Origin of the sequence: Buttiauxella sp. JUb87 (assembly GCF_004361975.1) — a bacterium.
GTDB classification, from domain to species: domain Bacteria; phylum Pseudomonadota; class Gammaproteobacteria; order Enterobacterales; family Enterobacteriaceae; genus Buttiauxella; species Buttiauxella ferragutiae.
Map to the genome: position 1 here is coordinate 573,050 of NZ_SNVY01000001.1, position 26,148 is coordinate 599,197.

At 50.3% G+C, this 26,148-nt stretch carries 30 protein-coding genes; 20 read left to right on the forward strand and 10 right to left on the reverse strand.

Annotated elements, in window-relative coordinates; translation table 11 throughout:
- The first annotated feature begins 56 nt into the window (after positions 1-56).
- Together EC843_RS02565 and speG are read left to right on the forward strand one after the other, a co-directional pair.
- Complete coding sequence (locus EC843_RS02565) at positions 57-407, forward strand: DUF1283 family protein (RefSeq protein ID WP_064546304.1); 351 nt, start codon at positions 57-59, stop codon at positions 405-407.
- Positions 408-468: 61 nt separating this feature from the next.
- Positions 469-1,026: a spermidine N1-acetyltransferase gene (gene speG, locus EC843_RS02570; protein ID WP_064546302.1), complete on the forward strand. Its 558-nt coding sequence runs from the start codon at positions 469-471 to the stop codon at positions 1,024-1,026.
- Between the two features lie 49 nt (positions 1,027-1,075).
- On the opposite strand, the gene EC843_RS02575 is transcribed toward speG, so the two are convergent.
- Positions 1,076-2,116 carry an oxidoreductase gene (locus tag EC843_RS02575; protein WP_064546300.1) on the reverse strand — a complete coding sequence of 347 codons (1,041 nt, stop codon included), beginning with the start codon at positions 2,114-2,116 and terminating at the stop codon, positions 1,076-1,078.
- A gap of 279 nt (positions 2,117-2,395) precedes the next feature.
- Here EC843_RS02575 and ydgT point away from each other — a divergent pair, with 279 nt between their 5' ends.
- The 11 genes from ydgT (at position 2,396) to gstA (ending at position 12,317) form a co-directional block, all read left to right on the forward strand.
- The gene (gene ydgT, locus EC843_RS02580) at positions 2,396-2,611 is read left to right on the forward strand and encodes a transcription modulator YdgT (RefSeq protein WP_034495755.1); all 216 of its coding nucleotides are present in this window, start codon (positions 2,396-2,398) and stop codon (positions 2,609-2,611) included.
- Between the two features lie 91 nt (positions 2,612-2,702).
- Complete coding sequence (locus tag EC843_RS02585) at positions 2,703-3,155, forward strand: DUF2569 domain-containing protein (RefSeq protein ID WP_064546297.1); 453 nt, start codon at positions 2,703-2,705, stop codon at positions 3,153-3,155.
- A gap of 80 nt (positions 3,156-3,235) precedes the next feature.
- Positions 3,236-3,817, forward strand: a complete 582-nt coding sequence (gene rsxA / locus EC843_RS02590) for an electron transport complex subunit RsxA (protein ID WP_034455395.1) — start codon at positions 3,236-3,238, stop codon at positions 3,815-3,817.
- Positions 3,817-4,395 (forward strand): electron transport complex subunit RsxB, encoded by a 579-nt coding sequence (rsxB, locus tag EC843_RS02595; RefSeq protein WP_064546295.1) that lies wholly within the window; start codon positions 3,817-3,819, stop codon positions 4,393-4,395. Before rsxA ends, rsxB begins: the two co-directional genes overlap by 1 nt.
- The gene (rsxC, locus tag EC843_RS02600) at positions 4,388-6,475 is read left to right on the forward strand and encodes an electron transport complex subunit RsxC (protein ID WP_133521551.1); all 2,088 of its coding nucleotides are present in this window, start codon (positions 4,388-4,390) and stop codon (positions 6,473-6,475) included. The genes rsxB and rsxC overlap by 8 nt, the downstream gene beginning before the upstream one ends.
- Positions 6,476-7,525, forward strand: a complete 1,050-nt coding sequence (rsxD, locus tag EC843_RS02605; protein ID WP_064546291.1) for an electron transport complex subunit RsxD — start codon at positions 6,476-6,478, stop codon at positions 7,523-7,525.
- Between the two features lie 9 nt (positions 7,526-7,534).
- On the forward strand, positions 7,535-8,161 hold the full coding sequence (gene rsxG / locus EC843_RS02610) for an electron transport complex subunit RsxG (RefSeq protein ID WP_064546289.1): 627 nt from the start codon (positions 7,535-7,537) through the stop codon (positions 8,159-8,161).
- Entirely contained in the window at positions 8,158-8,844 is a 687-nt protein-coding gene (locus EC843_RS02615) for an electron transport complex subunit E (RefSeq protein WP_064546287.1), read from the forward strand. Before rsxG ends, EC843_RS02615 begins: the two co-directional genes overlap by 4 nt.
- Positions 8,844-9,479 (forward strand): endonuclease III, encoded by a 636-nt coding sequence (gene nth, locus EC843_RS02620; RefSeq protein WP_064546285.1) that lies wholly within the window; start codon positions 8,844-8,846, stop codon positions 9,477-9,479. The genes EC843_RS02615 and nth overlap by 1 nt, the downstream gene beginning before the upstream one ends.
- Positions 9,480-10,098: 619 nt before the next feature.
- On the forward strand, positions 10,099-11,604 hold the full coding sequence (gene dtpA, locus EC843_RS02625; protein WP_064546283.1) for a dipeptide/tripeptide permease DtpA: 1,506 nt from the start codon (positions 10,099-10,101) through the stop codon (positions 11,602-11,604).
- 110 nt (positions 11,605-11,714) lie between these two features.
- On the forward strand, positions 11,715-12,317 hold the full coding sequence (gstA, locus tag EC843_RS02630) for a glutathione transferase GstA (RefSeq protein ID WP_133521552.1): 603 nt from the start codon (positions 11,715-11,717) through the stop codon (positions 12,315-12,317).
- A gap of 42 nt (positions 12,318-12,359) precedes the next feature.
- On the opposite strand, the gene pdxY is transcribed toward gstA, so the two are convergent.
- The 5 genes from pdxY to anmK all read right to left on the reverse strand — a co-directional run bounded on the left by pdxY (position 12,360) and on the right by anmK (position 17,012).
- On the reverse strand, positions 12,360-13,220 hold the full coding sequence (gene pdxY, locus EC843_RS02635; protein ID WP_121813579.1) for a pyridoxal kinase PdxY: 861 nt from the start codon (positions 13,218-13,220) through the stop codon (positions 12,360-12,362).
- 101 nt (positions 13,221-13,321) lie between these two features.
- Complete coding sequence (gene tyrS / locus EC843_RS02640; RefSeq protein WP_121813580.1) at positions 13,322-14,596, reverse strand: tyrosine--tRNA ligase; 1,275 nt, start codon at positions 14,594-14,596, stop codon at positions 13,322-13,324.
- A gap of 142 nt (positions 14,597-14,738) precedes the next feature.
- The gene (pdxH, locus tag EC843_RS02645) at positions 14,739-15,395 is read right to left on the reverse strand and encodes a pyridoxamine 5'-phosphate oxidase (protein WP_064546275.1); all 657 of its coding nucleotides are present in this window, start codon (positions 15,393-15,395) and stop codon (positions 14,739-14,741) included.
- Between the two features lie 57 nt (positions 15,396-15,452).
- Positions 15,453-15,776, reverse strand: a complete 324-nt coding sequence (mliC, locus tag EC843_RS02650) for a C-type lysozyme inhibitor (protein ID WP_064546273.1) — start codon at positions 15,774-15,776, stop codon at positions 15,453-15,455.
- A gap of 111 nt (positions 15,777-15,887) precedes the next feature.
- Entirely contained in the window at positions 15,888-17,012 is a 1,125-nt protein-coding gene (gene anmK, locus EC843_RS02655) for an anhydro-N-acetylmuramic acid kinase (protein WP_064546271.1), read from the reverse strand.
- A gap of 287 nt (positions 17,013-17,299) precedes the next feature.
- On the opposite strand from anmK, the gene slyB reads away from it, so the two are divergent.
- Complete coding sequence (slyB, locus tag EC843_RS02660) at positions 17,300-17,767, forward strand: outer membrane lipoprotein SlyB (RefSeq protein ID WP_064546269.1); 468 nt, start codon at positions 17,300-17,302, stop codon at positions 17,765-17,767.
- A 117-nt stretch (positions 17,768-17,884) separates the two neighbouring features.
- On the opposite strand, the gene slyA is transcribed toward slyB, so the two are convergent.
- Positions 17,885-18,325 carry a transcriptional regulator SlyA gene (gene slyA / locus EC843_RS02665; RefSeq protein ID WP_064546267.1) on the reverse strand — a complete coding sequence of 147 codons (441 nt, stop codon included), beginning with the start codon at positions 18,323-18,325 and terminating at the stop codon, positions 17,885-17,887.
- A 175-nt stretch (positions 18,326-18,500) separates the two neighbouring features.
- Between slyA and EC843_RS02670 the strand changes: the two genes are divergently transcribed.
- Genes EC843_RS02670 through EC843_RS02680 form a run of 3 tightly spaced genes read left to right on the forward strand, consistent with a single transcriptional unit; the run spans position 18,501 to position 21,626 of the window.
- Positions 18,501-18,737, forward strand: a complete 237-nt coding sequence (locus tag EC843_RS02670) for a DUF1656 domain-containing protein (RefSeq protein WP_074388562.1) — start codon at positions 18,501-18,503, stop codon at positions 18,735-18,737.
- Positions 18,738-18,745: 8 nt separating this feature from the next.
- Positions 18,746-19,597 carry an HlyD family secretion protein gene (locus EC843_RS02675; RefSeq protein WP_064546265.1) on the forward strand — a complete coding sequence of 284 codons (852 nt, stop codon included), beginning with the start codon at positions 18,746-18,748 and terminating at the stop codon, positions 19,595-19,597.
- Positions 19,598-19,604: 7 nt separating this feature from the next.
- Positions 19,605-21,626, forward strand: a complete 2,022-nt coding sequence (locus EC843_RS02680) for an FUSC family protein (RefSeq protein ID WP_133521553.1) — start codon at positions 19,605-19,607, stop codon at positions 21,624-21,626.
- Positions 21,627-21,628: 2 nt separating this feature from the next.
- On the opposite strand, the gene sodC is transcribed toward EC843_RS02680, so the two are convergent.
- The 3 genes from sodC to EC843_RS02695 all read right to left on the reverse strand — a co-directional run bounded on the left by sodC (position 21,629) and on the right by EC843_RS02695 (position 23,424).
- The gene (gene sodC, locus EC843_RS02685; protein ID WP_064546567.1) at positions 21,629-22,150 is read right to left on the reverse strand and encodes a superoxide dismutase [Cu-Zn] SodC; all 522 of its coding nucleotides are present in this window, start codon (positions 22,148-22,150) and stop codon (positions 21,629-21,631) included.
- 80 nt (positions 22,151-22,230) lie between these two features.
- Positions 22,231-23,127: an aldo/keto reductase family oxidoreductase gene (locus EC843_RS02690; protein ID WP_133521554.1), complete on the reverse strand. Its 897-nt coding sequence runs from the start codon at positions 23,125-23,127 to the stop codon at positions 22,231-22,233.
- A 57-nt stretch (positions 23,128-23,184) separates the two neighbouring features.
- Positions 23,185-23,424: a DUF1289 domain-containing protein gene (locus EC843_RS02695; RefSeq protein ID WP_074388561.1), complete on the reverse strand. Its 240-nt coding sequence runs from the start codon at positions 23,422-23,424 to the stop codon at positions 23,185-23,187.
- A gap of 175 nt (positions 23,425-23,599) precedes the next feature.
- Here EC843_RS02695 and EC843_RS02700 point away from each other — a divergent pair, with 175 nt between their 5' ends.
- From EC843_RS02700 to EC843_RS02710, 3 genes are read left to right on the forward strand one after another with little or no spacing between them, the layout of a single operon-like run.
- On the forward strand, positions 23,600-24,202 hold the full coding sequence (locus tag EC843_RS02700) for a phosphoethanolamine transferase domain-containing protein (RefSeq protein WP_064546259.1): 603 nt from the start codon (positions 23,600-23,602) through the stop codon (positions 24,200-24,202).
- Positions 24,199-24,798, forward strand: coding sequence for a TetR/AcrR family transcriptional regulator (locus tag EC843_RS02705; RefSeq protein WP_121813583.1), 600 nt, complete (start codon positions 24,199-24,201; stop codon positions 24,796-24,798). The genes EC843_RS02700 and EC843_RS02705 overlap by 4 nt, the downstream gene beginning before the upstream one ends.
- 55 nt (positions 24,799-24,853) lie before the next feature.
- Entirely contained in the window at positions 24,854-25,951 is a 1,098-nt protein-coding gene (locus EC843_RS02710) for an alkene reductase (protein ID WP_064546254.1), read from the forward strand.
- The last annotated feature ends 197 nt before the right edge of the window (positions 25,952-26,148 follow it).

Consider the following 26,148-nt stretch of genomic DNA (forward strand, 5'->3'; position numbering starts at 1 on the left):
CGCCAGTGGTATTTTTTACATCAACAAAAGGGGCTTCACCCTAAAAGGAATCGACAATGAACACAATCCTTCGCAAACGTCTGTCCGTGGCAATTTTGCCGTTGGCAATGTTGCTGAGCGCAGTTGCGTTTGTTCAACCAGCTCATGCTCAGACAAGTAAGCTGATCGTTGAGTCAGGTGACAATGCGCAAACTCGCCAGGATGCGGCGATGGACAAAGAGCAATGGAATGACACACGCCAGTTGCGTCAGAAAGTGAACAAACGCACCGAGAAAGAGTGGGATAAAGCCGACGTGGCTTTCGATGCCCGTGATAATTGCCAGAAAAGCACCAACCTTAACGCCTATTGGGAACCCAACACCCTGCGTTGTCTGGACCGTCGTACCGGTCGCGATGTCGCACCGTAACTGGCAACTGTAGTCAATAAGGCTTCTGCCTGGAAGCCTTACCACTTTGAAAGGAACTCACATGCCCCACGATTTGCAAATCAAACTTCGCCCGCTAGAACGCGAAGATCTCCGTTTCGTCCATCAACTGGATAACAACGCAAGCGTGATGCGCTACTGGTTTGAAGAGCCCTACGAGGCGTTTGTCGAATTGTCAGATTTGTACGACAAACATATTCACGACCAAAGTGAGCGGCGTTTTGTCATTGAATGTAATGGCGAGAAAGCCGGTCTGGTGGAATTGGTCGAAATTAACCATGTTCACCGCCGTGCCGAATTCCAGATAATTATTTCGCCAGACTATCAGGGCAAAGGGCTGGCATCTCGAGCCGCTATACTTGCGATGGATTACGGGTTTATGGTGCTGAACCTGTACAAGCTGTATTTAATTGTTGATAAAGAAAATGCCAAAGCCGTGCATATCTATAAGAAACTGGGCTTTATGGTGGAAGGCGAATTAATCCACGAATTCTTTATTAATGGTGAATATCGCAACACTATCCGGATGTGCATTTTCCAGCATCAGTATCTGACAGAGCACAAAACCAGCGGCAGTCTGTTAAAACCTACCGCGCAGTAAACAAGTCCATCTCACCCTGGACCAGGGTGAGATGTCCTATAAATGCGGGCTATGACAGATTCAGCGTGGCGCGATGTTTGGCAGACTCCATCCCCAGCTCAATCATTTCCATAACCTGAATAGCTTGTGCTGCCGGCACTGGGTTTTCGCCGTGACCGGTAAGAGCATCACGAATCGCCGCATAGTAAGCCGGGTAATTACCAGGCACTGTCAACAGCGTTTGTTCCGCCATCACGTCGCCCTGCGCCAGCGTTAATACGCCATCACGCATATCATAACCCCAGTCTTCCTGCGGTAGACGTTCGCCCGCTTTCAGGCGATCTTCCTGTGGGTCCAGGCCATATTTGATGTAACTGCCACGCGCTCCGTGCACGATATAACGAGCAGTTTCTGCCGCCGCCAACAAAGTGCCGTGTAAGACAACGCGGCGTTGAGGATAGGCCAGTACCGCGTGGAAGTAGTCAGTGGCTTGCGCACCCGGGCGCAACTGGCCTAAATCCACGGTCAGGCTTACCGGCAATCCGAAAAGATTTAGCGCCTGGTCGATAAGATGTGGCCCTAAGTCGTACCAGATACCACTGCCGACACCAGCCTGCTCACGCCAGCGATTGCGAACTTGCGGACGGTAGCGGTCGAAGTGCGATTCAAAATAGGCCACTTCGCCCAAAGTACCGTCTGCCAGCAGCCCTTTCAGGGTTAAGAAATCACTGTCCCAACGGCGGTTATGGAATACTGAGAGTAACAAACCACAGCTTTTTGCCAGTGCATCCAGCTCACGCGCTTGTGACAACGTCACGGTAAACGGTTTATCGACCACCACATGCTTGCCTGCTTCCAGCGCGGCTTTAGCCAACGGGAAATGCGTGTCGTTAGGTGTTGGGATAACAATCAGGTCGATATTTGGGTCGTTGAAAAGATGATGAGGGTCAGAGACAACCGGCATGTTTGGCCAGTCAGCATGAACTTTCGTGGCATCGCTGCTGGAAACACCCGCCAGGACCATGCCAGGCGTACCGACAATTAATGGTGCGTGAAAGGTTTTGCTGGCGTAACCGTAACCGATTAGTCCGACACGAATGTTATCACTCATTTGCGTTCCTCATTATTTTTGACGGTTCATTTGACACCATCCCACAGATTGTAACAACAGGTAATTATATTGTTGCGTGCTAGTTGCGTATTCCACAGCCTACCTGTCCGTAAGACGGCATCCAACTGGCGTTTTTGCCATAACCAGCCGATGAAAACTCCTAAAAATTTAAACTCGGGTTATTCGTAGATAAATAAAAAGCGATTTACGGTTATTATTCGGACAAAACAAACGTACTGCGTGCCCTTTCCTCTTTTATTTTATGGATAACCACCCCCCATGACTGCTCTCGATTATTTAATGAAGTTCCGTAAAATCAGTTCGTCCGAAAGCCTTGAAAAACTGTTTGATCATCTTAACTACACCCTTACAGATAATAATGAACTGATGAATATGTATCGCGCAGCCGATCATCGTCGGGCGGAATTAGTTTCAGGCGGACGTCTGTTTGATTTAGGCTGTGTGCCAAAATCGGTCTGGCGGTATGTGCTCTAGCATCACAGGTAGCAAAGCGCTGAAAAAACCTTATAATCCTCCCGCCTTATGATTCGCATAAGGAAAGTCTCATACTTTTTCGGGAGGTAACATGACGACGACCCAAGAACCCATGCAAGCACCTCGTATTGCAGGCTGGCTTCTGGCCCCTCTCGCCTGGCTTTTGATGACGCTTCTCAGCAGCACTATTGCGCTAGCCATTTATCTTATGATGCTCATCACCCCAGAAAGCCATCGACTTATGAGCGCACAAGGCCCCAAAATGGTGCTCCTTTGGTACACCTCAATTGCCTGTGCCATTGCCATGTGGGGTTACACCATGTGGTTGACTATTGCCTTCTTCAAACGTCGTAAGAATGTGGTACGTCATTATATTCTTTGGTTATTACTGTCAGTACTGTTAGCGATTAAAGCCTTCGCATTTTCCCCAGTAAGTGACAGCCTGGCATTACGTCAGTTGATGTTTCCTTTATTGGCTGCCGCCTTGTTGGTTCCTTACCTCAAGCGTTCACAGCGCGTGAAGCAAACATTTATTAAACCGTAATAACCCTATAATCGTTCTGTTGTCGTCATCGGCCTGTTGGCCGATAATAGGCGGCTTTTTTTTGGTTTCAGGTCTTATTCATGACAGATTATTTGCTGCTCTTTGTTGGAACGGTGCTGGTCAATAACTTCGTATTAGTGAAGTTTCTTGGTCTGTGTCCGTTTATGGGGGTTTCCAAAAAACTGGAGACCGCTATTGGCATGGGGCTGGCGACCACTTTTGTACTGACGCTGGCTTCTATTTGCGCCTGGCTGGTCAATGAGTTGATCCTTATTCCTCTCGACTTAGTCTATTTGCGCACGCTGGCCTTTATTCTGGTGATTGCCGTTGTTGTTCAATTTACCGAAATGGTGGTTCGCAAAACCAGCCCGGCGCTCTATCGCCTGTTGGGGATCTTCTTGCCACTGATTACCACTAACTGCGCGGTGCTCGGCGTTGCGTTGCTCAACATCAATCTTGGCCACAACTTCCTGCAATCCGCGCTTTATGGCTTTTCAGCCGCGGTAGGTTTTTCACTGGTGATGGTGTTGTTTGCGGCTATTCGGGAACGTCTGGCGGTTGCCGATGTGCCTGCGCCTTTTCGCGGGAATGCCATTGCACTAATCACCGCAGGCTTGATGTCTTTGGCCTTTATGGGCTTTAGCGGCCTGGTAAAGTTCTGATGAGTACTATTTGGATTGCGGTGATAGCTCTGGGCCTGTTAGGCCTGGTATTCGGGCTGATTCTCGGCTATGCCTCACGCCGTTTTCGTGTCGAAGAAGACCCGATTGTCGATAAAATTGATGAGTTGCTGCCGCAAAGTCAGTGCGGTCAATGCGGTTACCCTGGCTGCCGTCCCTATGCCGAAGCGGTAGGAAACCAGGGTGCGAATATCAACTTGTGCGCACCCGGCGGTGAGGCGGTGATGCACAAAATTGCCACATTACTTAACGTCGACCCGCAACCTATTGATGGTGATGCCGATGCGCAAGAGCCCGTGCGTATGTTGGCGGTTATCGACGAAGCCAACTGTATTGGCTGCACCAAGTGCATTCAGGCTTGCCCGGTTGACGCCATTGTCGGCGCAACCCGAGCCATGCACACCGTTATTAGTGACCTTTGCACCGGATGCAATTTATGTGTCGACCCGTGCCCAACGCGCTGTATTGATTTGCGCCCGGTCGAAACCACCACAGAAAGCTGGAAGTGGGATCTGCAAACCATCCCGGTTCGACTCATTCCGGTGGAGCAAAATGTTTAAGCTATTTACCCGTTTCAAAAAAGATAAAATTTGGGATTTTGACGGTGGCATTCATCCACCGGAAATGAAAACTCAATCCAACGGCACGCCGCTACGCCAGGTTCCTTTACCGCAAAAACTGGTTATCCCGTTAAAGCAGCACATTGGTGCTGAGGGCGAGCTGTGCGTGAAACCCGGTGATTACGTGCTGCGTGGTCAACCATTGACTCGCGGGCGTGGTCGCATGTTGCCGGTTCACGCTCCTACCTCAGGAACCGTTACCGCCATTGCGCCCCACTCTACAGCTCATCCTTCTGCGCTGGCTGAGTTGAGTGTCCTGATTGAAGCCGATGGCGAAGACCAATGGATTGAACGCGACGGCTGGCAGGACTATACCTCCCGCAGCCGTGAGGAGCTGATTGAGCGCATTCATCAGTTTGGCGTGGCAGGTTTGGGTGGCGCAGGTTTCCCCACGGGGAATAAATTGCACGGTGGCGGCGATAAAATCGAGACGCTGATTATCAATGCGGCTGAATGCGAGCCGTACATTACTGCCGATGACCGCCTGATGCAGGATTGTGCCGCGCAAATCGTCGAAGGTGTGCGCATCCTCGCGCATATCTTAAAACCTCAGCGCGTTTTAATCGGTATTGAAGACAATAAACCGCAGGCGATTTCGATGCTGCGTGCGGTGTTATGTGATACCCACGGCATTCAATTACGCGTCATCCCGACCAAATATCCGTCTGGTGGCGCAAAGCAACTGACTCAGATTCTGACGGGGAAACAGGTACCACAGGGTGGGCGTTCTTCCGATATCGGCGTGCTGATGCAAAACGTCGGGACGGCCTTCGCGGTGAAGCGCGCCATTGTTGATGGTGAGCCTTTAACTGAGCGCGTGGTGACGTTAACCGGCGGTGCCGTTCAACAGCCAGGTAATGTCTGGGCACGGTTAGGAACTCCGGTTCGCCATCTGCTTGATTTTGCAGGATTCCATCCGGGCCATGATCAACAAGTGATTATGGGCGGCCCACTGATGGGCTTTTGTCTGCCGTGGCTGGATGTTCCGGTAGTTAAAATCACCAACTGTTTGCTGGCCCCATCGGCCAACGAAATGGGTGAGCCGCAGGAAGAACAGAACTGTATCCGTTGCAGCGCCTGCGCCGATTCTTGCCCGGCTGATTTGTTGCCACAGCAGCTTTACTGGTTTAGCCGTGGGCAGCAGCACGATAAAGCCCAGGCTCACAACCTGAAAGATTGCATTGAATGCGGCGCTTGCGCCTATGTGTGCCCCAGCAACATTCCGCTGGTGCAGTACTTCCGTCAGGAAAAAGCCGAGATCCGCGAAATCGAGCTGGAAGCAAAACGCACTGCTGAAGCGAAGATTCGCTTTGAGGCACGCCAGGCGCGTCTTGAACGTGAAAAAGCCGCTCGTCAGGAACGCCATAAGAAGGCAGCGGTTCAGCCAACTGCGAAAGATAACGATGCAATTCAGGCAGCTCTTGCTCGCGTGAAAAACAAGCAAGCACAAAGCAATGAACCGATTGTGATTCAGGCAGGTAGTCTGCCAGATAACCAGCATGTTATTGCGGCGCGTGAAGCTCGCAAAGCGCAGGCTCGCGCTCGTCAGGCAGAGAAAGATACGCAAACAAGCGTGGCAGAAACCACGGCGACAGACCCGCGCAAAGCAGCCGTTGAAGCGGCTATCGCCCGTGCTAAAGCGCGTAAAGCGGCGCAAGCTGGCGAATCTGCTCCGGTAACTGAGAGTGCTGAAGTCACTAAAGTCGACGCCGTTGACCCGCGTAAGGCGGCTGTCGAAGCGGCTATCGCCCGCGCTAAAGCGCGTAAAGCGGCGCAAGCTGGCGAATCTTCTCCGGTAACTGAAAGCGCTAAAGCCACTAAAGTCGACGCCGTTGACCCACGTAAAGCAGCTGTCGAAGCGGCTATCGCCCGTGCTAAAGCGCGTAAAGCGGCTCAGGCTACAACCGAATCTGTAGCAGAATCTGCCGAAGAACAAGATCCGCGCAAAGCCGCGGTTGCTGCGGCCATCGCCCGAGTCCAGGCACGAAAAGCAGCGCAACAAATGGCATCAGAGGAATAGATGGTTTTCAAGATAGCAAGCTCCCCTTATACCCATAACCAACGCAGCACATCGCGGATTATGCTGCTGGTGACCTGCGCCACTTTGCCAGGAATCGCCATGCTGTGGTACTGGTTTGGCTGGGGAAGCCTGGTGCAGATTGCATTAGGTATCCTCACCGCCGTCGCCGCAGAGCTATTTGTGCTCAAACTGCGTAAGCAACCCCTGAAAATCCTGGCTGACAATTCAGCTGCGTTAACCGGCCTGCTGTTAGGTATGAGTATTCCGCCCCTTGCACCGTGGTGGATGGTGATTCTCGGTACCCTATTCGCCGTCATCATCGCTAAACAGTTATATGGCGGGCTTGGTCACAACCCCTTTAACCCAGCGATGGTCGGCTACGTGGTATTACTGATTGCCTTTCCTGTGCAAATGACATCATGGCTGCCGCCGCAAACTCTTGCCGCGACGGTGCCGGGTTTTGCTGATTCAGTGCATGTTATTTTCTCGGGTGCGACTGCAGTGGGCGACAGCATGTCGCAACTACGTATGGGCATTGACGGTATAAGTCAGGCGACTCCGCTTGATACCTTTAAGACCGGGTTACGTGCCGGGCATTCCGCAACGTCCCTGATGCAGGCACCTATCTACACAGGCGTACTGGCAGGAATCGGCTGGCAGTGGGTCAACCTGGCCTTCCTGCTGGGTGGCGTGTTCTTATTAATGAAAGGCGCAATTCGTTGGCATATTCCGGTCAGTTTCCTGATAACACTGGCGGTGTGTTCCACTCTGGGTTGGGTGTTTTCCCCGGAAAAATGTGCCTCGCCGGTGATTCACCTGTTCTCTGGCGCAACCATGCTGGGAGCATTTTTCATTCTCACCGACCCCGTCACTGCCTCGACGACGAATCGAGGACGCCTGATTTTTGGCGCACTGACCGGTGTGTTGGTATGGCTCATTCGCACCTATGGCGGCTATCCGGATGGCGTGGCATTTGCCGTACTGCTGGCAAATATTACCGTCCCGTTGATTGATTATTACACCCGCCCTCGTGCTTATGGGCACCGCTAAGGAGTCGTCATGCTGAAAACAATGCAAAAACATGGCGTGACTCTGGCGCTATTTGCCGTAATGGCGACCGGACTTACGGCAGTCGTCAATGCGTTAACCAAAGACACCATCGAGCAACAGGCCGTGGCCCAACAAAAGCTATTGTTTGATCAGGTGATTTCCCCCGATCTCTACGACAATAATATTCAGTCCAGTTGCCTGGTCGTCAGTGAGCCACAATTGGGCAAAGGTGAACGCCATATTTACGTGGCGCGTAAAGGCCAACAGCCCGTTGCCGTGGTGATGGAAGCGACAGCGCCTGACGGCTATTCTGGCGCCATTCAATTACTGGTTGCGGCCGATTTTAATGGCAAGGTACTGGGGTCACGTGTCACAGAACACCATGAAACTCCGGGGCTGGGCGATAAAATAGAAACCCGACTGAGTGACTGGATTACCCATTTTGCCGGTAAAACCATTGGTGGCAGTGATGACCCAAGCTGGGCGGTGAAAAAAGATGGTGGGCAGTTTGATCAATTTACCGGGGCCACTATCACACCACGTGCAGTCGTCAATGCGGTAAAACGAGCGGGACTGTTCGCTAAAACATTACCATCGCAAATTGATAACCTTCCTGTTTGTGGAGCACAGCCATGAGCGAAGTAAAAGATATTGTCGTTCAGGGGTTATGGAAAAATAACTCCGCACTAGTGCAATTGTTGGGCCTGTGCCCACTGCTGGCAGTAACATCAACCGCCACCAATGCCCTCGGGCTTGGTCTGGCAACCACACTGGTGCTGGTGCTGACTAACAGTGCCGTTTCTGCCCTGCGCCGCTGGGTTCCGGCAGAGATTCGCATCCCCATTTACGTGATGATTATTGCCTCGGTTGTCAGCACCGTACAAATGCTCATCAACGCCTATGCTTATGGTTTATATCAGTCTTTGGGGATATTTATTCCGCTGATTGTGACGAACTGTATTGTCATCGGTCGCGCCGAAGCGTTCGCCGCCAAAAGCAGTGTGCCACTGGCCGCCCTCGATGGGCTTGCCATTGGCCTGGGTGCCACAAGTGCCATGTTTGTATTAGGCTCCCTGCGCGAAATCATTGGCAACGGAACGTTATTTGATGGGGCTGATGCGTTACTTGGCAGTTGGGCTAAGGTGCTGCGCATTGAAGTCTTCCACACCGATACCCCTTTCCTGCTGGCGATGTTGCCACCGGGTGCGTTCATCGGCCTGGGTTTGATGCTGGCGGTGAAGTATCTGATCGATGAAAAAATGAAAACGCGCCGTACCGCGAAAGCGACGGCACCGGAAGGGAATCCAGAGAAAGCGTAATGAATAAAACCAAGCGGCTAGAGATCCTGACACGTCTGCGTGATAACAACCCTCACCCGACCACGGAGCTGCATTTCAGCTCCCCGTTTGAATTGCTGATCTCGGTTCTGCTGTCAGCGCAGGCCACTGATGTCAGTGTCAATAAAGCCACGGCAAAGTTGTATCCAGTGGCGAATACGCCACAAGCCATGCTCGATTTAGGAGTGGACGGCGTGAAGTCGTATATCAAAACCATTGGCCTGTTTAACAGCAAGGCGGAAAACGTCATCAAGACCTGCCAGATGCTCATTGAGCTACATAACGGTGAAGTCCCTGAAGACAGAGCGGCCCTGGAAGCCCTGCCTGGTGTAGGGCGTAAAACCGCCAATGTGGTGCTCAATACCGCATTTGGCTGGCCCACTATTGCCGTCGACACCCATATTTTCCGCGTTTGTAACCGCACCAATTTTGCACCAGGTAAAAATGTTGAGCAGGTTGAGGAAAAGCTGCTGAAGGTGGTTCCGGCAGAATTTAAAGTCGATTGCCATCACTGGCTAATCCTTCATGGCCGTTACACCTGCATTGCTCGTAAACCGCGCTGTGGCTCATGTATCATTGAAGATCTGTGCGAATTCAAAGAGAAAGTTGAACTCTGATTTCCCGCCTGCTTCTTAAGAAGCAGGGCATTCCATTCCCTTATACACTTCCTCATAGCTGCCAATACCAATAAATCCATTCATTTGTTCTGCGTATTGTTACCACTTCACTTACTTCATCTGGTGAATAATCACCCGACCAGGTTAATCGTTTTTTTACGATAAGAATTTTCCATAAATATGTGACAAAGATCACACTGATAACTTGATGTTAAATTTTGGTCATCAAAATGAAACAAATAACCACGTAATACACAGTGATAACTCCAACCAGGCAGGACAATTACCTGTACAAATCTTTACACCTGGCCTATATCACTACACATTTGCCAGTAGAGCAGAACATATAACTAAATTGCCGTTATTTTATCATTTTATGAGAGAATAAATTGGTAAAGCGCATTTTGATAAAATTTAACGCTGAATAACAATTTGGTTTGCGGAGCTTTATCTTGCACGGGATAAATGTAACAGATCATTACAAACCTCTTGCCTGAAGCCTCAGGATAGTGAACATTACCCGCCGTTTCCCCTTTCTTATAACTAAAAAAGCGAATGCACACTCGGCATAACGCTTAAAAAATTCCTGTTAAATTGGGATGTAAAAAAAGAGGTATATGTGTCGACTGCAAACAAAGAACCAGCAGAAAGCATCAGTCTGAATGCTTTCAAACAACCTAAATCGTTCTACCTGATTTTCTCTATCGAATTATGGGAGCGTTTTGGCTACTACGGCCTCCAGGGCATCATGGCCGTTTATCTGGTCAAAATGCTTGGGATGTCCGAAGCTGACTCCATCACCCTGTTCTCTTCCTTCAGTGCACTGGTCTATGGCTTAGTAGCAATTGGTGGTTGGCTGGGCGATAAAGTTCTCGGCACCAAACGTGTCATTATGCTCGGTACTATCGTACTGGCTATCGGTTATGCGCTGGTGGCATTTTCCGGTCATGATGTGGCAGTGGTGTACATGGGTATGGCGACTATCGCTGTGGGTAACGGTCTGTTCAAGGCTAACCCGTCGGCCCTGCTTTCTACCTGTTATGCGAAGGATGACCCGCGTCTTGATGGTGCATTTACTATGTACTATATGTCCATCAACATTGGTTCGTTCTTCTCTATGCTTGCCACACCGTGGCTTGCTGCGAAGTACGGCTGGAGCGTTGCGTTTTCCCTCAGCTTCGTCGGTATGCTGATTACTCTTGTGAACTTCATGTTCTGTAAGAGATGGGTAAAAGACTACGGCTCCAAACCAGACTTTGAACCTGTTCACTTCGGTAAACTGATTGCCACTATCGCGGGCGTCATTGTGCTGGTAACAGCTGCAACCTGGCTGCTGCACAACCAGGGTATCGCACGTATGGTACTGGGCGTTGTGGCTCTGGGCATCGTGATTATCTTTGCTAAAGAAGCCTTTGCCATGCAGGGCGCTGCGCGTCGCAAGATGATTGTTGCGTTCATCCTGATGGTTGAAGCGATTGTGTTCTTCGTGCTGTACAGCCAAATGCCTACTTCTCTGAACTTCTTTGCTATTCGTAACGTAGAGCACGCGATTCTGGGTATTACGTTCGAACCGGAGCAGTTCCAGGCACTGAACCCATTCTGGATTATGATCGGCAGCCCAATTCTGGCCGCTATCTATAATAAAATGGGCGACCGTATGCCGATGCCGCATAAATTTGCCTTCGGTATGGTGCTGTGTTCCCTGGCCTTCCTGGTACTGCCTGTTGGCGCTAAGTTCGCATCTGACGCCGGTATCGTATCGGTTAGCTGGTTGATTCTGAGCTATGCGCTGCAGAGTATCGGTGAGCTGATGATTTCCGGCCTTGGCCTGGCAATGGTTGCACAACTGGTACCACAGCGTCTGATGGGCTTCATCATGGGTAGCTGGTTCCTGACTACCGCTGGTGCAGCAATCATTGCCGGTAAAGTGGCTAACCTGATGGCGGTTCCTGAGAACGTGACTGATCCGCTGCAATCTCTGGCTGTTTACGGTCACGTGTTCATGCAGATCGGTATCGCTACTGCTGTTATCGCTGTTCTGATGATGATCATTGCACCAAAACTGAACCGTATGACCTTCAGTGATGAAAAAACTGAAACCTCTACGGAAACAGCTACCGCGTAATGTAGCGGGAAACATAAAATTTTAAGCCGTTAGCTTCATGCTTAACGGCTTTTTTTTTGCCGGTAAGCGCACTAACATAAGGTATCTTAGCGCCCAATAGGAGTTCAGTAATGAAACTGTATTATAAAGCTGGTGCCTGTTCCCTCTCCCCTCATATTATTCTGCGTGAAACGGGTATTGATTTCTCTCTGGTTAAGGTCGATTTAGCGGCGAAGAAAACCGAAGCAGGTGATGACTATCTTGAAGTCAATGCGAAGGGGCAAGTCCCTGCGTTGCTGCTGGATGACGGTTCACTGCTAACTGAAGGCGTGGCGATTGTTCAGTATTTGGCGGATAAAGTACCTGACCGCCAACTACTCGCTCCGGCAGGCAGCATGACGCGTTACCACACTCTCGAATGGCTGAACTACATCGCGACCGAGTTGCACAAGGGCTTCTCCCCGTTGTTCAACCCAGCAACGCCTGACGAATACAAAACCATTGTACGTGCCGCACTGGAGAAGAAATTCAAATACGTTGACGAAGAGCTGAATGATAAACAGTGGCTGATGGGCCTGCGCTTTAGCGTGGCAGATGCGTATTTGTTTACCGTGCTGCGCTGGGCGAATGCGGTGAAACTGAATCTGGAAGGGCTGAGCAACATCGAAGCGTTTATGGAGCGCATGAAAGCGCGTCCGGCAGTGGCTGCTGCATTAACAGCTGAAGGGATTTAATTAATACGGCGGATAGGCGCAAGCTTCATCCGCCATTTTTTATTACAGTTTCACTGCAGTGAAATAATGCTCAGGATTTGCAATACCTTCTTGCGCTGCCACCAGTTGCAGTTCGTACTCTTCCATTTTCTTGGTTACTACCATGATGTCGTATACCGCGGCGGTAACATGCTCCAGCGCTTCGCGTAACGTGGCACCATGCAGCAGATTCACCAATAACAGTCCACTCGTCACATCACCCACCCCGACTGGCTGACGGTCGCCAAAGTCGACCAATGGGCGGTGAATATGCCAGGCTTCATCTGCCGTCACCAACAACATTTCAAAGCGGTCATGCTGGAACGCAGCACGCGCCAGGTGTTTCACCAACACAATTTCTGGCCCCTGGGCAATCAGCTCTCTCGCGGCACTGACCGCTTCTTCAACGGTGTTTACCGTATGACCGCAGAGAATCTCAAGCTCAATTAAGTTTGGGGCAATAATGTCACTGGCTGGCATGGCATAACGAGTATGGAATTCGGCAACACCAGGTGCAACGATACAGCCCTTTTCTGGATGCCCCATTACCGGGTCACAGAAGTACTTCGCTTGCGGATTAGCTTCTTTAACTTTACGAACAATAGAAAGAATGTGCTCGCCCTGCTCGGCAGAGCCAAGATAACCACTCAGTACTGCATCACAACGCTTTAACTGCCCAATATCTGCAATCCCCTGCACAATCTCGCTGAGGTGGCTGGCTGGCATCACGCTGCCTGTCCATTTACCGTATTGGGTATGGTTTGAGAATTGGACTGTGTTCAGCGACCATACGTTGGCGCCCAGACGGCGCATCGGGAATTCGGCAGCACTGTTACCTGCATGACCGAAAACGACATGAGACTGGATGGCAAGGATATTTTTCATTTCTCTACTCGGAGGCAACGATTTTTTTAGGGGTTGCGAAATGACAACGGGTGGCAAAAATAAAGGGCGTGGTTTCCCACGCCCTTTAAGTTTATTCTCAATTACTTCCAGCAAACGAGGCAGTAATTTTTCTTACCCCGGCGCAACAAGGTGTAGCGATTGAAAAGAATATCGCTATCAGCAAAGGTATATTCCGGGTCAGACTGCTTCTCGCCATTAATGGTGATCGCGTTCTGTGCAATGGTTTTACGTGCCTGGCCGCGTGACGGTTGCAGTTCAGAATCAACCAACGCCTGTTGCAGGTCAGCACCACGATCCATTTCCACCATCGGTACGCCGTCTTGTGCCAGTTGCTCAAGGTCAGCTTCGGTCAAATCGCTCAAGTTGCCGTTGAACAGGCTGCTGGTGATACGTTTTGCTGCTTCCAGGCCTTCTTCGCCGTGAACCAGACGAGTCACTTGCTCGGCAAGCACGTATTGCGCACGCGGAGCGGTACCGCTGTTTTTGTCTTCTTCTTCCAGTGCGTCAATTTCTTCGAGGCTCATGAAAGTGAAGAACTTCAGGAAGCGATACACATCGGAGTCTGCGGTGTTAATCCAGAACTGGTAGAACTTGTACGGGCTGGTTTTCTTCGGATCAAGCCATACTGCGCCACCTTCAGTTTTACCGAATTTGGTACCGTCAGATTTGGTGATCAACGGAACGGTAAGACCGAACGCTTGTTGCTGGTGCAAACGGCGAGTCAAGTCGATACCAGAGGTGATATTGCCCCACTGATCAGAACCGCCAATTTGCAGCACCACGCCGTGCAGTTTGTTCAGGCACGCGAAGTCATAACCTTGTAACAGGTTGTAGGAAAATTCGGTGAAAGAGATACCAACATCATCACGGTTCAGGCGCTGCTTCACCGCTTCTTTGTTAATCATCTGGTTAACAGAGAAGTGCTTACCGATATCACGCAGGAAGGTCAGAACGTTCATTCCGCCAAACCAGTCGTAGTTGTTAGCCGCGATAGCTGAGTTTTCACCGCAGTTGAAATCGAGGAAAGGTGCAACCTGACGGCGGATTTTTTCCACCCACTCTTGCACTGTGTCTTCGGTATTCAGTTTACGCTCTGAGGCTTTGAAGCTAGGGTCACCAATCAAACCTGTCGCACCACCCACCAGCGCAACCGGTTTGTGGCCAGCTTCCTGGAAGCGTTTCAGGCACAGCAGTGGAACCAGATGGCCCAAATGCAAGCTGTCAGCGGTAGGATCAAAGCCGCAATACAGAGCAATTGGCCCTTGCGCCAGTCGCTGTGCTAACGCTTCTTCATCCGTTACCTGGGCGACTAAGCCCCGCTCTTGCAATTGTTTTATCAAATTGATGCTCGCCATCAAATTCTCCATCTATATACGACTGCACCTTGGCCGGTACACGGCTTTCCGCCTGTTGGCGAAAGGAGTTAATTTCTTAGGGGACATAGGATAAAGCGCCAACAGCAGGAGTGCCAGCGCTTAAAACAACAATTTCCCTATGTTATGGCGCCAAACGGTCTATTTTCCAGGAACTGCCTTCGCGCTGGTATAAAAAACGATCGTGTAGACGATGTTCGCCGCCCTGCCAGAATTCCATTTGTTCAATTGTTACGCGATAGCCACCCCAGAAACTGGGTAATGGAATGTCGCCTTGCTGGAATTTCTGTTTCAGCTCGAGGAATTTACTTTCCAGAATACCTCGTGCGGAAATTCGGCTGGACTGTTTGGAAACCCAGGCACCAATTTGGCTATCGCGCGGGCGACTGTGGAAATATTTCATCACTTCGAGGGTAGATAAACGCTCCGCAGTGCCTTGCACCATCACCTGGCGATCAAGCATATGCCAGGGGAAATGCAGGCTAATACGCGGATTATTTTCCAAATGATGCGCTTTGCGCGAACCAAGGTTGGTGTAAAACACCAGCCCGCGTTCATCATAGTGTTTGAGCAAAACGATGCGCTGATATGGCTGACCGCTCTCATCGACAGTAGCCACCACCATGGCGGTAGGATCAGCAAGTTTTGCCTCGCAAGCTTGAGCTAACCAGCGCTCAAACAAGGCTAACGGTTGTTCAGTAAGATCATTGCGGCGCAAACCACCTTTTGTGTATTCGCGGCGCAGATGCGCAATTTGTTGCAAAGAGTCGTTATCAGACATGGCGTTACGTCAGGCTATCGTAAGGTGGAGCTATTGTGCGCTCCACCCTTAGAAATCTCAACGCTTGGGATTTTGTAATTGGCAATTATCTAACACAACAGTGTCTTTCCGATAAACCGTGGCGGTATCGCCTTTCGACCAGAACACGTAAACCCCATCAGTATAACGAACACCCGATGCCGATAATCCCTGAGTCAGGGACAAGTATTCATTGTCGTAAACGAAATTCACCATGCTTTTCTGGTTATTCAATTTAACGGTGAGGGGTTTATCATCGCACTGATACTGCAAAGTATCGGTCTGCATACGCTCAACAAAAGTGTTGTAGTAGCTACATCCGGCAAGCATGAAGGGGATGGTGGCAATAAGTAGTTTTTTCATCTGCATATCCTGAAGTTCTTATTATTTCTTATAAAGGGGGAGCATAACTTCCCCCATTCACTTCAGTTTAGAGATTTAGTGCTTAAGTTAATTTCAGTTAACTCTGATTTTTCAGGGAATATTGTACAGTGGGTTGGCAGGAAAAATTGCCCCTATCACGCTAGCAGCCGATGCTCCCGTTACCGAAGGTAAATTGCCCGGTAATCCAGATAACGTTCGATAGGCAAGCCAGGCGAAAGCCAGCGCTTCCATGTCATCGCCACTGATTCCTGCTTCGTCAGTTGTCGTGACTTCGATTCCTGGCAGAAGCCCTGCCAAACGAGCCATCAATAAAGGATTGCGACTTCCCCCACCGCACACCATCAAGCGCTCACAACCACCGCTCAACAATACTTGTTCTGAAATCGTTACCGCAGTCAGTTCGGTCAGCGTTGCCTGGACATCTTCTCCGGCAAGCCCAGGGAATGCCGCGAGTTGCCGCTCAAGCCATCCATAATTGAAATACTCGCGCCCGGTACTTTTTGGTGCTGGCATCGCAAAGTAAGGATCACTCAACATTTGCTGCAGTAAGGGGATAATCACCTTGCCGCTGATCGCCCATTGCGCATCTTTATCATAGGCTTTCCCGCGCTGACGCCAGATCCAGGCATCAATCAGCATATTTCCCGGCCCGGTATCGAAACCGCGCACTGGTTGTTCAGGAATCAACAAAGAGAGATTAGCGATACCACCAATATTGAGCACCATGCGATGTTCAGTGGGATGGCCAAGTAAAGCCTGATGGAAGGCAGGGACTAGTGGAGCGCCCTGCCCACCCAGAGCCATATCACGGCGGCGGAAATCACCGACAACGGTGACTCCGGTACGGGCAACAATTTGGTTGTTATCGCCAATTTGCATAGTGTGCGCCGCTTCACCTTGTGGCTCATGCCATACAGTTTGCCCATGGCAGCCAATAGCGGTGATATCCGTATACGTCAGGCCTTGTTCGGTCATCAGAGTTTGTACTGCCTCAGCGAACAATTTACCCAGTCGATTATCGAGCTGACCGAGTTGAGAAAGAGTTAATTGCTGGCCCTGGCAGATTGCCAGAATGGCATTTTTAATATCCAAAGGAATGGGATGGCTGTAACTCGCTTGCTGAGCAACAAGATGTTCATCAATCGCAGCAAGAACGACATCAATACCGTCCAGGCTGGTGCCTGACATCACGCCGATATAACGCCCTGATTTCATCTGTTACTCCTGAAAACTCGCCAAATTGTGGGATTAAGTGCCCCATAAACTAACATTCAACACAGTGATTGATTAATAGTTTTTAACCACGTTGCGTCACAAAATGATATTGAAAGCGCTGTTATACCTCAACAATGGCAAATGGTTTAAGCCCGGTTAAAACTCACTTATCTAGAATCAATGCGACCATGTGGCTGAACTAATATTAAATTCGGCACCTAAATACCATATAATTAGGCCCGATGGATGCTCGGTTGGGCGTTTTAAGATGATCAGGAGAGTCACAAATGATTTCACGTATACTGGCGGTCTCGTTAGTAGGTTTAACTTTGGCTGGTTGCGCTAACACCAGTACGCTTTCAGGCGATGTGTATAGCGCCTCAGATGCTAAGCAAGTTCAAAGCGTAACTTACGGCACATTGGTCTCCACTCGCCCGGTACAAATCCAGGCTGGCAATGATTCAAATGTGATGGGCGCGATTGGTGGTGCAGTTCTGGGTGGTTTCCTGGGTAATACTGTCGGCGGCGGTTCGGGCCGTTCACTGGCTACAGCTGCAGGTGCTGTGGCAGGTGGCGTAGCGGGTCAGAGCGTCCAGAGCGCCATCAACAAAACTGATGGTGTTGAGCTGGAAATCCGTAAAGATGATGGCAATACTATTCTGGTCGTGCAAAAACAAGGTAAGACCCAGTTTGCTGCTGGTCAACGTGTAAGAATCGCCAGCAACGGCAGCCAAACGACTGTATCACCAAATTAATAATGAAGAGGTGGCTTGCTTGCAGGTCGCCCTACTTTATTGCGGTGGAACAAAGTTTGTAGCGCGAAGTTTGCTAAAGAGTAAGCCTCACCGAAAGATGAGGCTTACTGAGAGAAATTACTCTTTAGTCTGAAGATGAACGATGTTTTGTTCCAGTCGATTAATCAGATCAAGAAGTAGCGCTTGCTCGTCGGAACTGATCCCCAACAAAATCTCATTGCGCGTTTTTTTAATCACCGTTTCCATCTCATTGATGATTGGCTCAGCGCGTTCAGTAAGCTTAATACGTTTTGCCCTGCGGTCATTCGCGCAGGTTTGACGTGAAATAAGCCCTTTCTCTTCAAGCTGGTCGAGCGTTCTTACCAATGAGGGTTGTTCGATACCAATCGCTTTCGCCAACTGAATCTGTGACTGCTCGGGCGGCAACTGATGAATATTGTGCAGCGTAACCCAATGCGTCTGTGTCAACTCCAGAGGTTTTAGACGATGGTCAATCAGAGCACGCCAAATGCGCACTAACCTTGCCAGATCTGATCCTAGTGGCGATTCCAATTTCATCTCCTTATAATTAGCTTGCTAACTTATTATACTGATTTTAAACTATTGTGCAGGCATTCATTGAAAAATTAAATTCCTTACTTTTGCTGATGTTAAGCAACCAGCTATACTTTTAGTTTACAACTAAGTCAGGGGAAACGGCAGTCATCCCCAGTAATTTAAAGGATTATCTGACGTGATATTCAGTTTTATAACATCAGGCTTACCTCTTCAGGACTTGGTTGTCGGGGCTTCCATCTACTTTCCCCCTCTTTTCAAAGCCGTTATCCTTGGCTTTTTTATCTGGCTCATTCTGCATCATTTGCTGCGTGACTGGATGTATTCAGGCGATATCTGGCATCCGACATTAATGGATTTGTCATTATTCTCGCTGTCCGTTAGCGCAGGACTTGTCATTTTAGTGATGTGGTAAGCAATAACATGAAAACAATAAAGTACTTCTCCACGCTGCTGATTTTCGCTGTCGCCATTATTGTTGGCTGGATGTTGTGGAATTATTACATGCAATCCCCGTGGACGCGAGATGGGAAAGTGCGTGCCGAACAAGTCAGCATCACTCCTCAGGTGTCGGGAACCATTACTCAGTTGAATGTCGAAGATAACCAGTTCGTTAAAGCGGGCACCGTGCTGTTCACTATTGACCCCACGCCTTATCACATTGCCCAACTCAATGCACAAGCGCAGCTAGCCCAAACGCAGTCTGAACTGGCGAAAGCCAGCAACGAAGCACTGCGCCGCAGAAATTTACCGCGTAATTATATTTCTGCTGAAGATATGGATACGGCGAATATCAATGTCAAAGCCGAACAAGCCGCAGTTAAAGCTGCCGAAGCCACACTTGAGCACGCGAAATGGCAACTGACTCAAACAACCGTCAGCGCGCCAGTTGATGGTTGGGTCACCAATCTCTCGACCCGTACCGGTAACTATGCCACTGTGGGTCAACCGGTCTTTGCGCTTATCGACAGCCACTCTTTTTACGTGGTCGGTTACTTTGAAGAAACCAAGCTGCGCCATATCCAACCCGGTGACACTACGCAGATTGTGCTGTACAGCGGCCATGTCCCGCTAAGCGGCAAAGTGCAAAGTATCGGCCGCGCTATCTACGATCAAAGCGTGGAAAGCGACAGCAATTTAGTTCCAGATATCAAACCCAATGTGCCGTGGGTGCGCCTCGCCCAGCGCGTTCCGGTGCGCATCAAATTAGATAGAATTCCCGAAGGCGTTACGCTGGTTTCCGGCACCACCTGCACAGTTACCATAAAGCATTAATCGGCTGATGAAACTCTCCGCCCTGCAATGGCAAAACACCCCGTGGGGAAAGGCGAATGCCGGGCAATGGCGTTATGCGCTGCGTAACGCTATTGCGATGTGTCTCGCATTAACTATTGCCTATTATCTCGATCTGGACGAACCGTACTGGGCGATGACTTCAGCGGCGGTGGTCAGTTTTCCCACCGTAGGCGGTGTAGTCAGTAAAAGTTTGGGGCGTGTTGCAGGTAGCCTGATTGGTGCGACGGCTTCGCTAATCATCGCGGGGAATACGCTGAACGACCCCTGGCTGTTTACCTTCGCAATGGCGTCCTGGCTGGCGCTGTGTACGTGGAGTTCGAGTCATTTCCAGAATAACGTTGCCTATGCGTTTATGCTGGCAGGTTACACCGCCGCAATCATCGCTTTCCCTATGGTGAATACCGTCGATACCACGCAACTTTGGGATATCACTCAAGCGCGTGTTTGCGAAGTGATCGTCGGGATTTTGAGTGGGGCATTTATGATGATGGTGCTACCCAGCACATCGGATGGCACCACCCTGCTGACAGCTCTGCGGAATATGCACGCCCGGCTGTTAGAACACGCATCTATGCTGTGGAAACCAGAAACCACCGATGCCATCCGCACCGCGCATGAAGGTGTAATTGGGCAAATTTTGACCATGAATTTACTCAGGATTCAGGCATTCTGGAGTCATTATCGTTTCCGCCGCCAGAACAATTTGCTTAACTACCTCATTCATCAGCAATTGCGCCTGACCAGTGTGATCTCCAGCCTGCGCCGGATGTTGATGAACTGGCCAAACCCACCTGAAAATTTGTGGCCAGTTCTCGAAGCTTTAATCAAAGAGTTGGCGCGGGAAGAAGTTCATAAGTACACCATTGCACAACTGCTTGCGCAGATCGCCCCCAGTACTGAAGATGATTACCGGCATCAGGCTTTCTGGCATCGCCTGCGCTACTTTTGCTGGCTCTATCTCAACAGCAGCCGCTGGTTACGCGAGCTGGAAAATGCCACGCCGGTCGCTGAATTAAGCCCGCCAAAAACACCGCCACTGGCTCGTCATACCGACAATACCGAAGCGGTCTGGAGTGCTTTGCGCACGTTTTGTGTAATCACCGTTACCGGTGCCTGGTGTATCAGCACCCAATGGGACGCCGGGAGTGGTGCGTTATCACTGGCGGCCATTAGTTGTGTGCTCTACTCGTCAGTACCATCGCCGTTGAATTCGCTGACTCTGCTAATGCGCACCTTATTGTGGCTTTCGGTGTTCAGCTTCCTGGTCAAATTTGGCCTGATGGTGCAAATCACCGATCTGTGGCAATTCCTTGTTTTCTTACTGCCGCTGTTGGCAACCATGCAGTTACTGAAGCTACAGCAACCCAAGCTAGCTGGACTGTGGGGACAACTGATAGTTTTCATGGGGTCGTTTATTGCCGTCACCAATCCGCCAGTCTATGACTTCGCTGATTTTCTGAATGACAACCTGGCAAAAGTGATTGGCGTGGGGCTGTCGTGGGTTGCGTTTTCGGTGCTGCGCCCCGGTTCTGATACACGCAAAGGCCGCCGCCATATTCGTGCATTGCGCCGTGGCTTCGTCGACCAACTTAGCCGTAAACCGCAACATTCTGAGAATCAGTTTGAGTCATTGGTTTATCACCACATCAGCCAGCTCAGTAGCAGTAAAGATGAAGTGGCACGCCGCTGGCTACTGCGTTGGGGTGTGGTGTTGCTAAATTGTTCGCATGTTGTCTGGCAATTACGCGGATGGGAAACTCGCTCGGACCCGCTTTCTCAGGTACGTGATGTGTGCATTCATACTTTGCGTGACGTGATGAGTGAGCGTGGGGTTCAACAACGTTCTTTAGCCACCTCGTTGCAGGAATTGCAGCGGATGTCGGAAACACTCTCGCATCATCATAATCCGGCAGCGCGCGAACTGGCGGGGATCATCTGGCGGCTTTACTGCTCTCTTTCACAGCTAGAACAAGCGCCACCTGCCGGAACGCTGGCAGGCAGCCACTGAGTTTATTGAATTACACCGCAGGCGTAACGCGCACCACCACCACCCAGCGGTTTAGGTTGATCGGACATATTATCGCCGTCAACATGAACCATCAGCGCCTTACCTTTGACTTCATCAAGGGTTTTCATGCGCGGTGCCGTGACTGGTTCAGTTGCGCTGCCATCATTATCGACCACCAACACCGGTAAATCACCCAAGTGTCCAACCCCCATCGGCCCCATATGCTTACCGGTTTTGTCAGGATCAAGGTGACCACCAGCGGCCTCAGCAGCCGAAGGCTTACCGTTTTTCATTCCGGGGTCACAACTGCCATTGGCGTGAACGTGAAAACCATGTTCACCAGGAGGAAGAGTTCGAAGGTCGGGCGCGAAAACCAGCCCTTTATCGGTTTCGGTTATTTTCACCGTACCAAGAGAATGGTCAATTCCCTTTGACGTGACGAGATTCATTTGAACTTCAGTGCTGGCAGCCTGAACAGCAGCACAGCTAAAAAGCGTAAGAAAAGCCAGACTAATTCGCTTCATAATATCTCCCAGATTGACTTTCAGCCTGTTAAGCATAGGCCATACCAGTCGAATGCTCCGGGAGATCGCTATTTTTGTGGTTATGGCACGTCGTAACCCAGCGCAGCTTTACGAATGCGGAACCACTGTTGGCGGTTCATATCGAGGCTTAAAGAGTGAATCGCTGAACGTACGCGCTCAATCTTACCGGAGCCGATAATTGGCAACGGCTTCGCGGGTAAACGCATCACCCAGGCATAAACCACTTGTTCGATAGTTTCCGCCCCCAGTTCATCTCCCACAGCACGCAGCTCATCACGCAACGGTTGGAAAGCTTCATCATTAAACAAGCTCCCGCCGCCCAGGCAGGACCACGCCATAGGATGAATGCGCAGTTGCTGGCATTGATCCAGCGTGCCATCAAGAATCGTTGGCTGATGCACTGGGGAAATCTCTACCTGGTTCGTCGCCAGCGTAAACGGCAGACGTGATTGCAGCAGACTAAATTGCGCAGGAGTGAAGTTAGAGACACCAAAATGGCGCACTTTGCCGCTCTGATGCAGCGAGGTAAACGCCTCAGCCACTTCGTCAGCATCCATAAGCGGATCCGGGCGGTGAATTAACAGCAAATCGAGGTAGTCGGTAGCCAGTTTTTGCAGTGAAGAGTCGGCACTGCTGATGATGTGTGATTTGTCAGTAATGTAATGCCCCAGTGCATGGCCTGGATTTGCGGTGGTGGCAATCCCGCACTTGGTGACAATTTCCATTTTCTGCCGTAGGTGTGGCACCAGACGCATCGCATCGCCAAAGGCAGCTTCGCACTGATAACCACCGTAAATATCGGCGTGATCGGCTGTAGTGATTCCCAGGTCGACATGTTCTTCGATAAAACTGGCCAGCTGGCGAGCGGACATGTTCCATTCCATCAAACGCCAATAGCCCATAACAAGCCGAGAAAACTCAGGTCCCTGCGGGGAAATCGTAATGCGCTGTACCATAAAGCCTATCCTCAGTAAGAAACGAATTCTGCGAGTGAGTATAGCGAGATCAGCGAATTAAAAAAGTGAGGGTTGCTGCGGTTCTTCGGGGGGAGTGGACTTGCTTGCGCGTAATTTGCGTATCAATCTCTGGCGGCATAAGCGCAGTACTTCCTGCTTTTGCCCATCGCTCATTTGCTGCCACTGAAAACGCTCATCGCGGCTACGCATACAACCACGGCAAAAGCCGCGCTCATCCGACTGGCAGATCCCGCGACATGGGCTTTGTATCGGGAAAAACTCTAGCTGTTCAGACACCCTCACCCCCGTAATCTTGTGTTATTTCAATTGAAGCCCTTCATCCAAAATGTTGCAAGCGCGGCGGTGAATATTCTCAACACGTATCCCGAATAGCGGACGATGACCGTTTTGCTTAAATTAAGGTTCACCTAATCTTCATTCTTTAGTCTGTGCCCATTACTTATGAGCACTTATGGCTGTCATGGAAACCCTGAAAAAGTTACAGTGTAACGATTCAAAGTTTAATCTCTACTGCGCGTTCTTCTTCACCATAATCAATTTCTTGTTGATCAAACGCAGCTGGGAAATTATTGAACCAAATTCGTTCCACAGCTGGATTTTCGCCATTTCGGTGCCAGTGGTTTTATTTAGCGCCTGGTTGATAATCTTTAGCCTGATTAACCTGCCGTGGTTGCGTAAACCATTACTGGTGATTTTGGTGCCTGGCTGCGCGGCCTGTAACTATTTTATGTTCACCTGTGGCGCAGTTATCGACAAAAACATGATGACCAACGTCGTGACTTTGGTTACACCGCAATTACTGATGTGGACTGGGCTCACCGGTATTGTATGCGCAGTGTTTTTGGCCACGATTAAAATCAAACCTTCGCGTTGGTGGTACACCCTGCTATCGCGCACCGTTGGCGTACTGGCGGGTCTGCTAATCATTATTCTGGTGGCTTCCGTATTTTATAAAGACTACGCCTCGCTGTTCCGTAACCACAAAAATATCGTAAAAATTCTGCCACCTGACACTTGCATTAGACCGACTGGTCTATTACAGTTCTTTCCATGAACAGACATCCCGCACATGACACTCGTGAACATCTTCTTGCTACCGGCGAGCAGCTTTGTCTGCAACGTGGGTTTACTGGCATGGGATTAAGCGAACTGTTAAGCACCGCCGAAGTACCGAAAGGTTCCTTCTATCACTACTTTCGCTCAAAAGAGGCGTTTGGCGTGGCGATGCTGGAGAGGTATTACACCGCTTATAACCTGCGATTGCAGCAGCATTTTTCGCAAGACAGCGGGAATTACCGGGAGAAATTAATCGCCTGGTATCAGGAAACTGTCACCTGGTTTTCGCAACATGGCAGCCTGATCAGTTGTTTGACGGTTAAACTTTCGGCTGAAGTGTGTGACCTTTCAGAAGATATGCGCACAGCCTTAAATAAAGGTTCGGCGCAAATCGTTTCCCAGATTGCAGATGCACTGGAGAAGGGGCATGCCGAATCAAGCCTTAAATTAACCGACTCGGCGTTAAGCCAGGCACAAGTGATTTATGCCCTGTGGCTCGGAGCCAGCTTACAAGCGAAAATTTCACGTAGCGCGATACCGCTGGAATGCGCCCTCGCCCACGTTAGCCAATTATTAGCGGAGCCTGTCTCCTGACAGGCTTTTTTATTTACTCAATTACTAGACGACCGGTCTATTCAAAGGATAACCCATGTCAGCAGATAAATTATTTACCCCACTGAAAGTCGGTGCCATTACCACACCAAACCGCATTTTTATGGCGCCATTAACTCGTCTTCGCAGCATTGTGCCTGGCGATATCCCAACCCCATTGATGGGCGAATATTATCGCCAGCGCGCAAGCTCCGGCCTTATCATCAGTGAAGCCACGCAAATTTCTGCGCAAGCTAAAGGTTATGAAGGCGCACCCGGTCTGCACAGCGATGAGCAAATCGCTGCGTGGAAGAAAATCACTGCCGGTGTTCATGCGGCAAAAGGTCGCATTGCGGTACAACTCTGGCACACCGGCCGTATCTCTCACTCCAGCATTCAGCCAGGCCAGCAAGCGCCTGTCGCGCCATCGGCAATTTCTGCGGGTACGCGCACCTCACTGCGTGATGAAAATGGCCACGCGATTCGCGTCGACACCTCTTTGCCACGCGCGCTTGAGCTGAATGAAATCCCGGGCATCGTCAATGATTTCCGTCAGGCGGTAGGTAACGCCCGTGATGCTGGTTTTGACATGGTCGAACTGCACTCCGCGCACGGTTATTTGCTGCACCAGTTCCTGTCACCGACCTCCAACCATCGTACGGACGAATATGGCGGTAGCCGCGAAAACCGTGCGCGTCTGGTACTGGAAGTGGTCGATGCCGTGAGCAAAGAATGGAGTGCCGACCGAATTGGTATCCGCGTCTCGCCAATCGGTTCATTCCAGAACGTGGATAACGGCCCGGATGAAGAAGCCGATGCGTTGTATCTGATTGAAGAATTGAACAAGCGCGGCATCGCTTATCTGCATATGTCAGAGCCTGACTGGGCTGGCGGCAAACCGTATAGCGAAGAGTTCCGCCTGAAAGTGCGTGAACGTTTCAACGGCGTGATCATCGGCGCGGGCGCTTATACCCCAGAGAAAGCGGAGTCGTTAATCGAGAAAGGTTTAATCGACGCTGTCGCTTTTGGCCGCGATTACATCGCCAATCCGGATTTGGTCGAACGCCTGCATCACAATGCCGAACTCAACGCCCAACGTCCTGAAACCTTCTATGGCGGCGGTGCTGAAGGTTATACCGATTACCCAACTTTATAAGACCTGTCGATTGATAGCGGCGTGAATTCGCCGCTATACTTACCCTCACATTTAGAAATTAACCCTTTAATTTTACCCAAATAATTCTAGTTGTGGCCAGGCGGCAAGCTCAGGAATCCCCGGGAGCTTACTTGAGTAAATGACTGGGGTGAGTGAGTGCAGCCAACACCGTCACAACTTGAAGAATGAAGGGGAAA

Excerpts from the sequence above, each read along its gene's own strand:
- EC843_RS02710 (WP_064546254.1), top strand. The coding sequence starts at position 24,854 with ATGTCAGCAGATAAATTATTTACCCCACTGAAAGTCGGTGCCATTACC.
- tyrS (WP_121813580.1), bottom strand. The coding sequence starts at position 14,596 with ATGGCGAGCATCAATTTGATAAAACAATTGCAAGAGCGGGGCTTAGTC.
- gstA (WP_133521552.1), top strand. The coding sequence starts at position 11,715 with ATGAAACTGTATTATAAAGCTGGTGCCTGTTCCCTCTCCCCTCATATT.
- rsxC (WP_133521551.1), top strand. The coding sequence starts at position 4,388 with ATGTTTAAGCTATTTACCCGTTTCAAAAAAGATAAAATTTGGGATTTT.
- rsxG (WP_064546289.1), top strand. The coding sequence starts at position 7,535 with ATGCTGAAAACAATGCAAAAACATGGCGTGACTCTGGCGCTATTTGCC.
- pdxY (WP_121813579.1), bottom strand. The coding sequence starts at position 13,220 with ATGAAAAATATCCTTGCCATCCAGTCTCATGTCGTTTTCGGTCATGCA.
- anmK (WP_064546271.1), bottom strand. The coding sequence starts at position 17,012 with ATGAAATCAGGGCGTTATATCGGCGTGATGTCAGGCACCAGCCTGGAC.
- EC843_RS02615 (WP_064546287.1), top strand. The coding sequence starts at position 8,158 with ATGAGCGAAGTAAAAGATATTGTCGTTCAGGGGTTATGGAAAAATAAC.
- EC843_RS02575 (WP_064546300.1), bottom strand. The coding sequence starts at position 2,116 with ATGAGTGATAACATTCGTGTCGGACTAATCGGTTACGGTTACGCCAGC.
- pdxH (WP_064546275.1), bottom strand. The coding sequence starts at position 15,395 with ATGTCTGATAACGACTCTTTGCAACAAATTGCGCATCTGCGCCGCGAA.
- nth (WP_064546285.1), top strand. The coding sequence starts at position 8,844 with ATGAATAAAACCAAGCGGCTAGAGATCCTGACACGTCTGCGTGATAAC.
- sodC (WP_064546567.1), bottom strand. The coding sequence starts at position 22,150 with ATGAAGCGAATTAGTCTGGCTTTTCTTACGCTTTTTAGCTGTGCTGCT.
- EC843_RS02705 (WP_121813583.1), top strand. The coding sequence starts at position 24,199 with ATGAACAGACATCCCGCACATGACACTCGTGAACATCTTCTTGCTACC.
- slyA (WP_064546267.1), bottom strand. The coding sequence starts at position 18,325 with ATGAAATTGGAATCGCCACTAGGATCAGATCTGGCAAGGTTAGTGCGC.
- rsxB (WP_064546295.1), top strand. The coding sequence starts at position 3,817 with ATGAGTACTATTTGGATTGCGGTGATAGCTCTGGGCCTGTTAGGCCTG.
- rsxA (WP_034455395.1), top strand. The coding sequence starts at position 3,236 with ATGACAGATTATTTGCTGCTCTTTGTTGGAACGGTGCTGGTCAATAAC.
- rsxD (WP_064546291.1), top strand. The coding sequence starts at position 6,476 with ATGGTTTTCAAGATAGCAAGCTCCCCTTATACCCATAACCAACGCAGC.
- slyB (WP_064546269.1), top strand. The coding sequence starts at position 17,300 with ATGATTTCACGTATACTGGCGGTCTCGTTAGTAGGTTTAACTTTGGCT.
- EC843_RS02700 (WP_064546259.1), top strand. The coding sequence starts at position 23,600 with ATGGCTGTCATGGAAACCCTGAAAAAGTTACAGTGTAACGATTCAAAG.
- EC843_RS02680 (WP_133521553.1), top strand. The coding sequence starts at position 19,605 with ATGAAACTCTCCGCCCTGCAATGGCAAAACACCCCGTGGGGAAAGGCG.
- ydgT (WP_034495755.1), top strand. The coding sequence starts at position 2,396 with ATGACTGCTCTCGATTATTTAATGAAGTTCCGTAAAATCAGTTCGTCC.
- EC843_RS02690 (WP_133521554.1), bottom strand. The coding sequence starts at position 23,127 with ATGGTACAGCGCATTACGATTTCCCCGCAGGGACCTGAGTTTTCTCGG.
- EC843_RS02565 (WP_064546304.1), top strand. The coding sequence starts at position 57 with ATGAACACAATCCTTCGCAAACGTCTGTCCGTGGCAATTTTGCCGTTG.
- speG (WP_064546302.1), top strand. The coding sequence starts at position 469 with ATGCCCCACGATTTGCAAATCAAACTTCGCCCGCTAGAACGCGAAGAT.
- EC843_RS02585 (WP_064546297.1), top strand. The coding sequence starts at position 2,703 with ATGACGACGACCCAAGAACCCATGCAAGCACCTCGTATTGCAGGCTGG.
- EC843_RS02675 (WP_064546265.1), top strand. The coding sequence starts at position 18,746 with ATGAAAACAATAAAGTACTTCTCCACGCTGCTGATTTTCGCTGTCGCC.
- mliC (WP_064546273.1), bottom strand. The coding sequence starts at position 15,776 with ATGAAAAAACTACTTATTGCCACCATCCCCTTCATGCTTGCCGGATGT.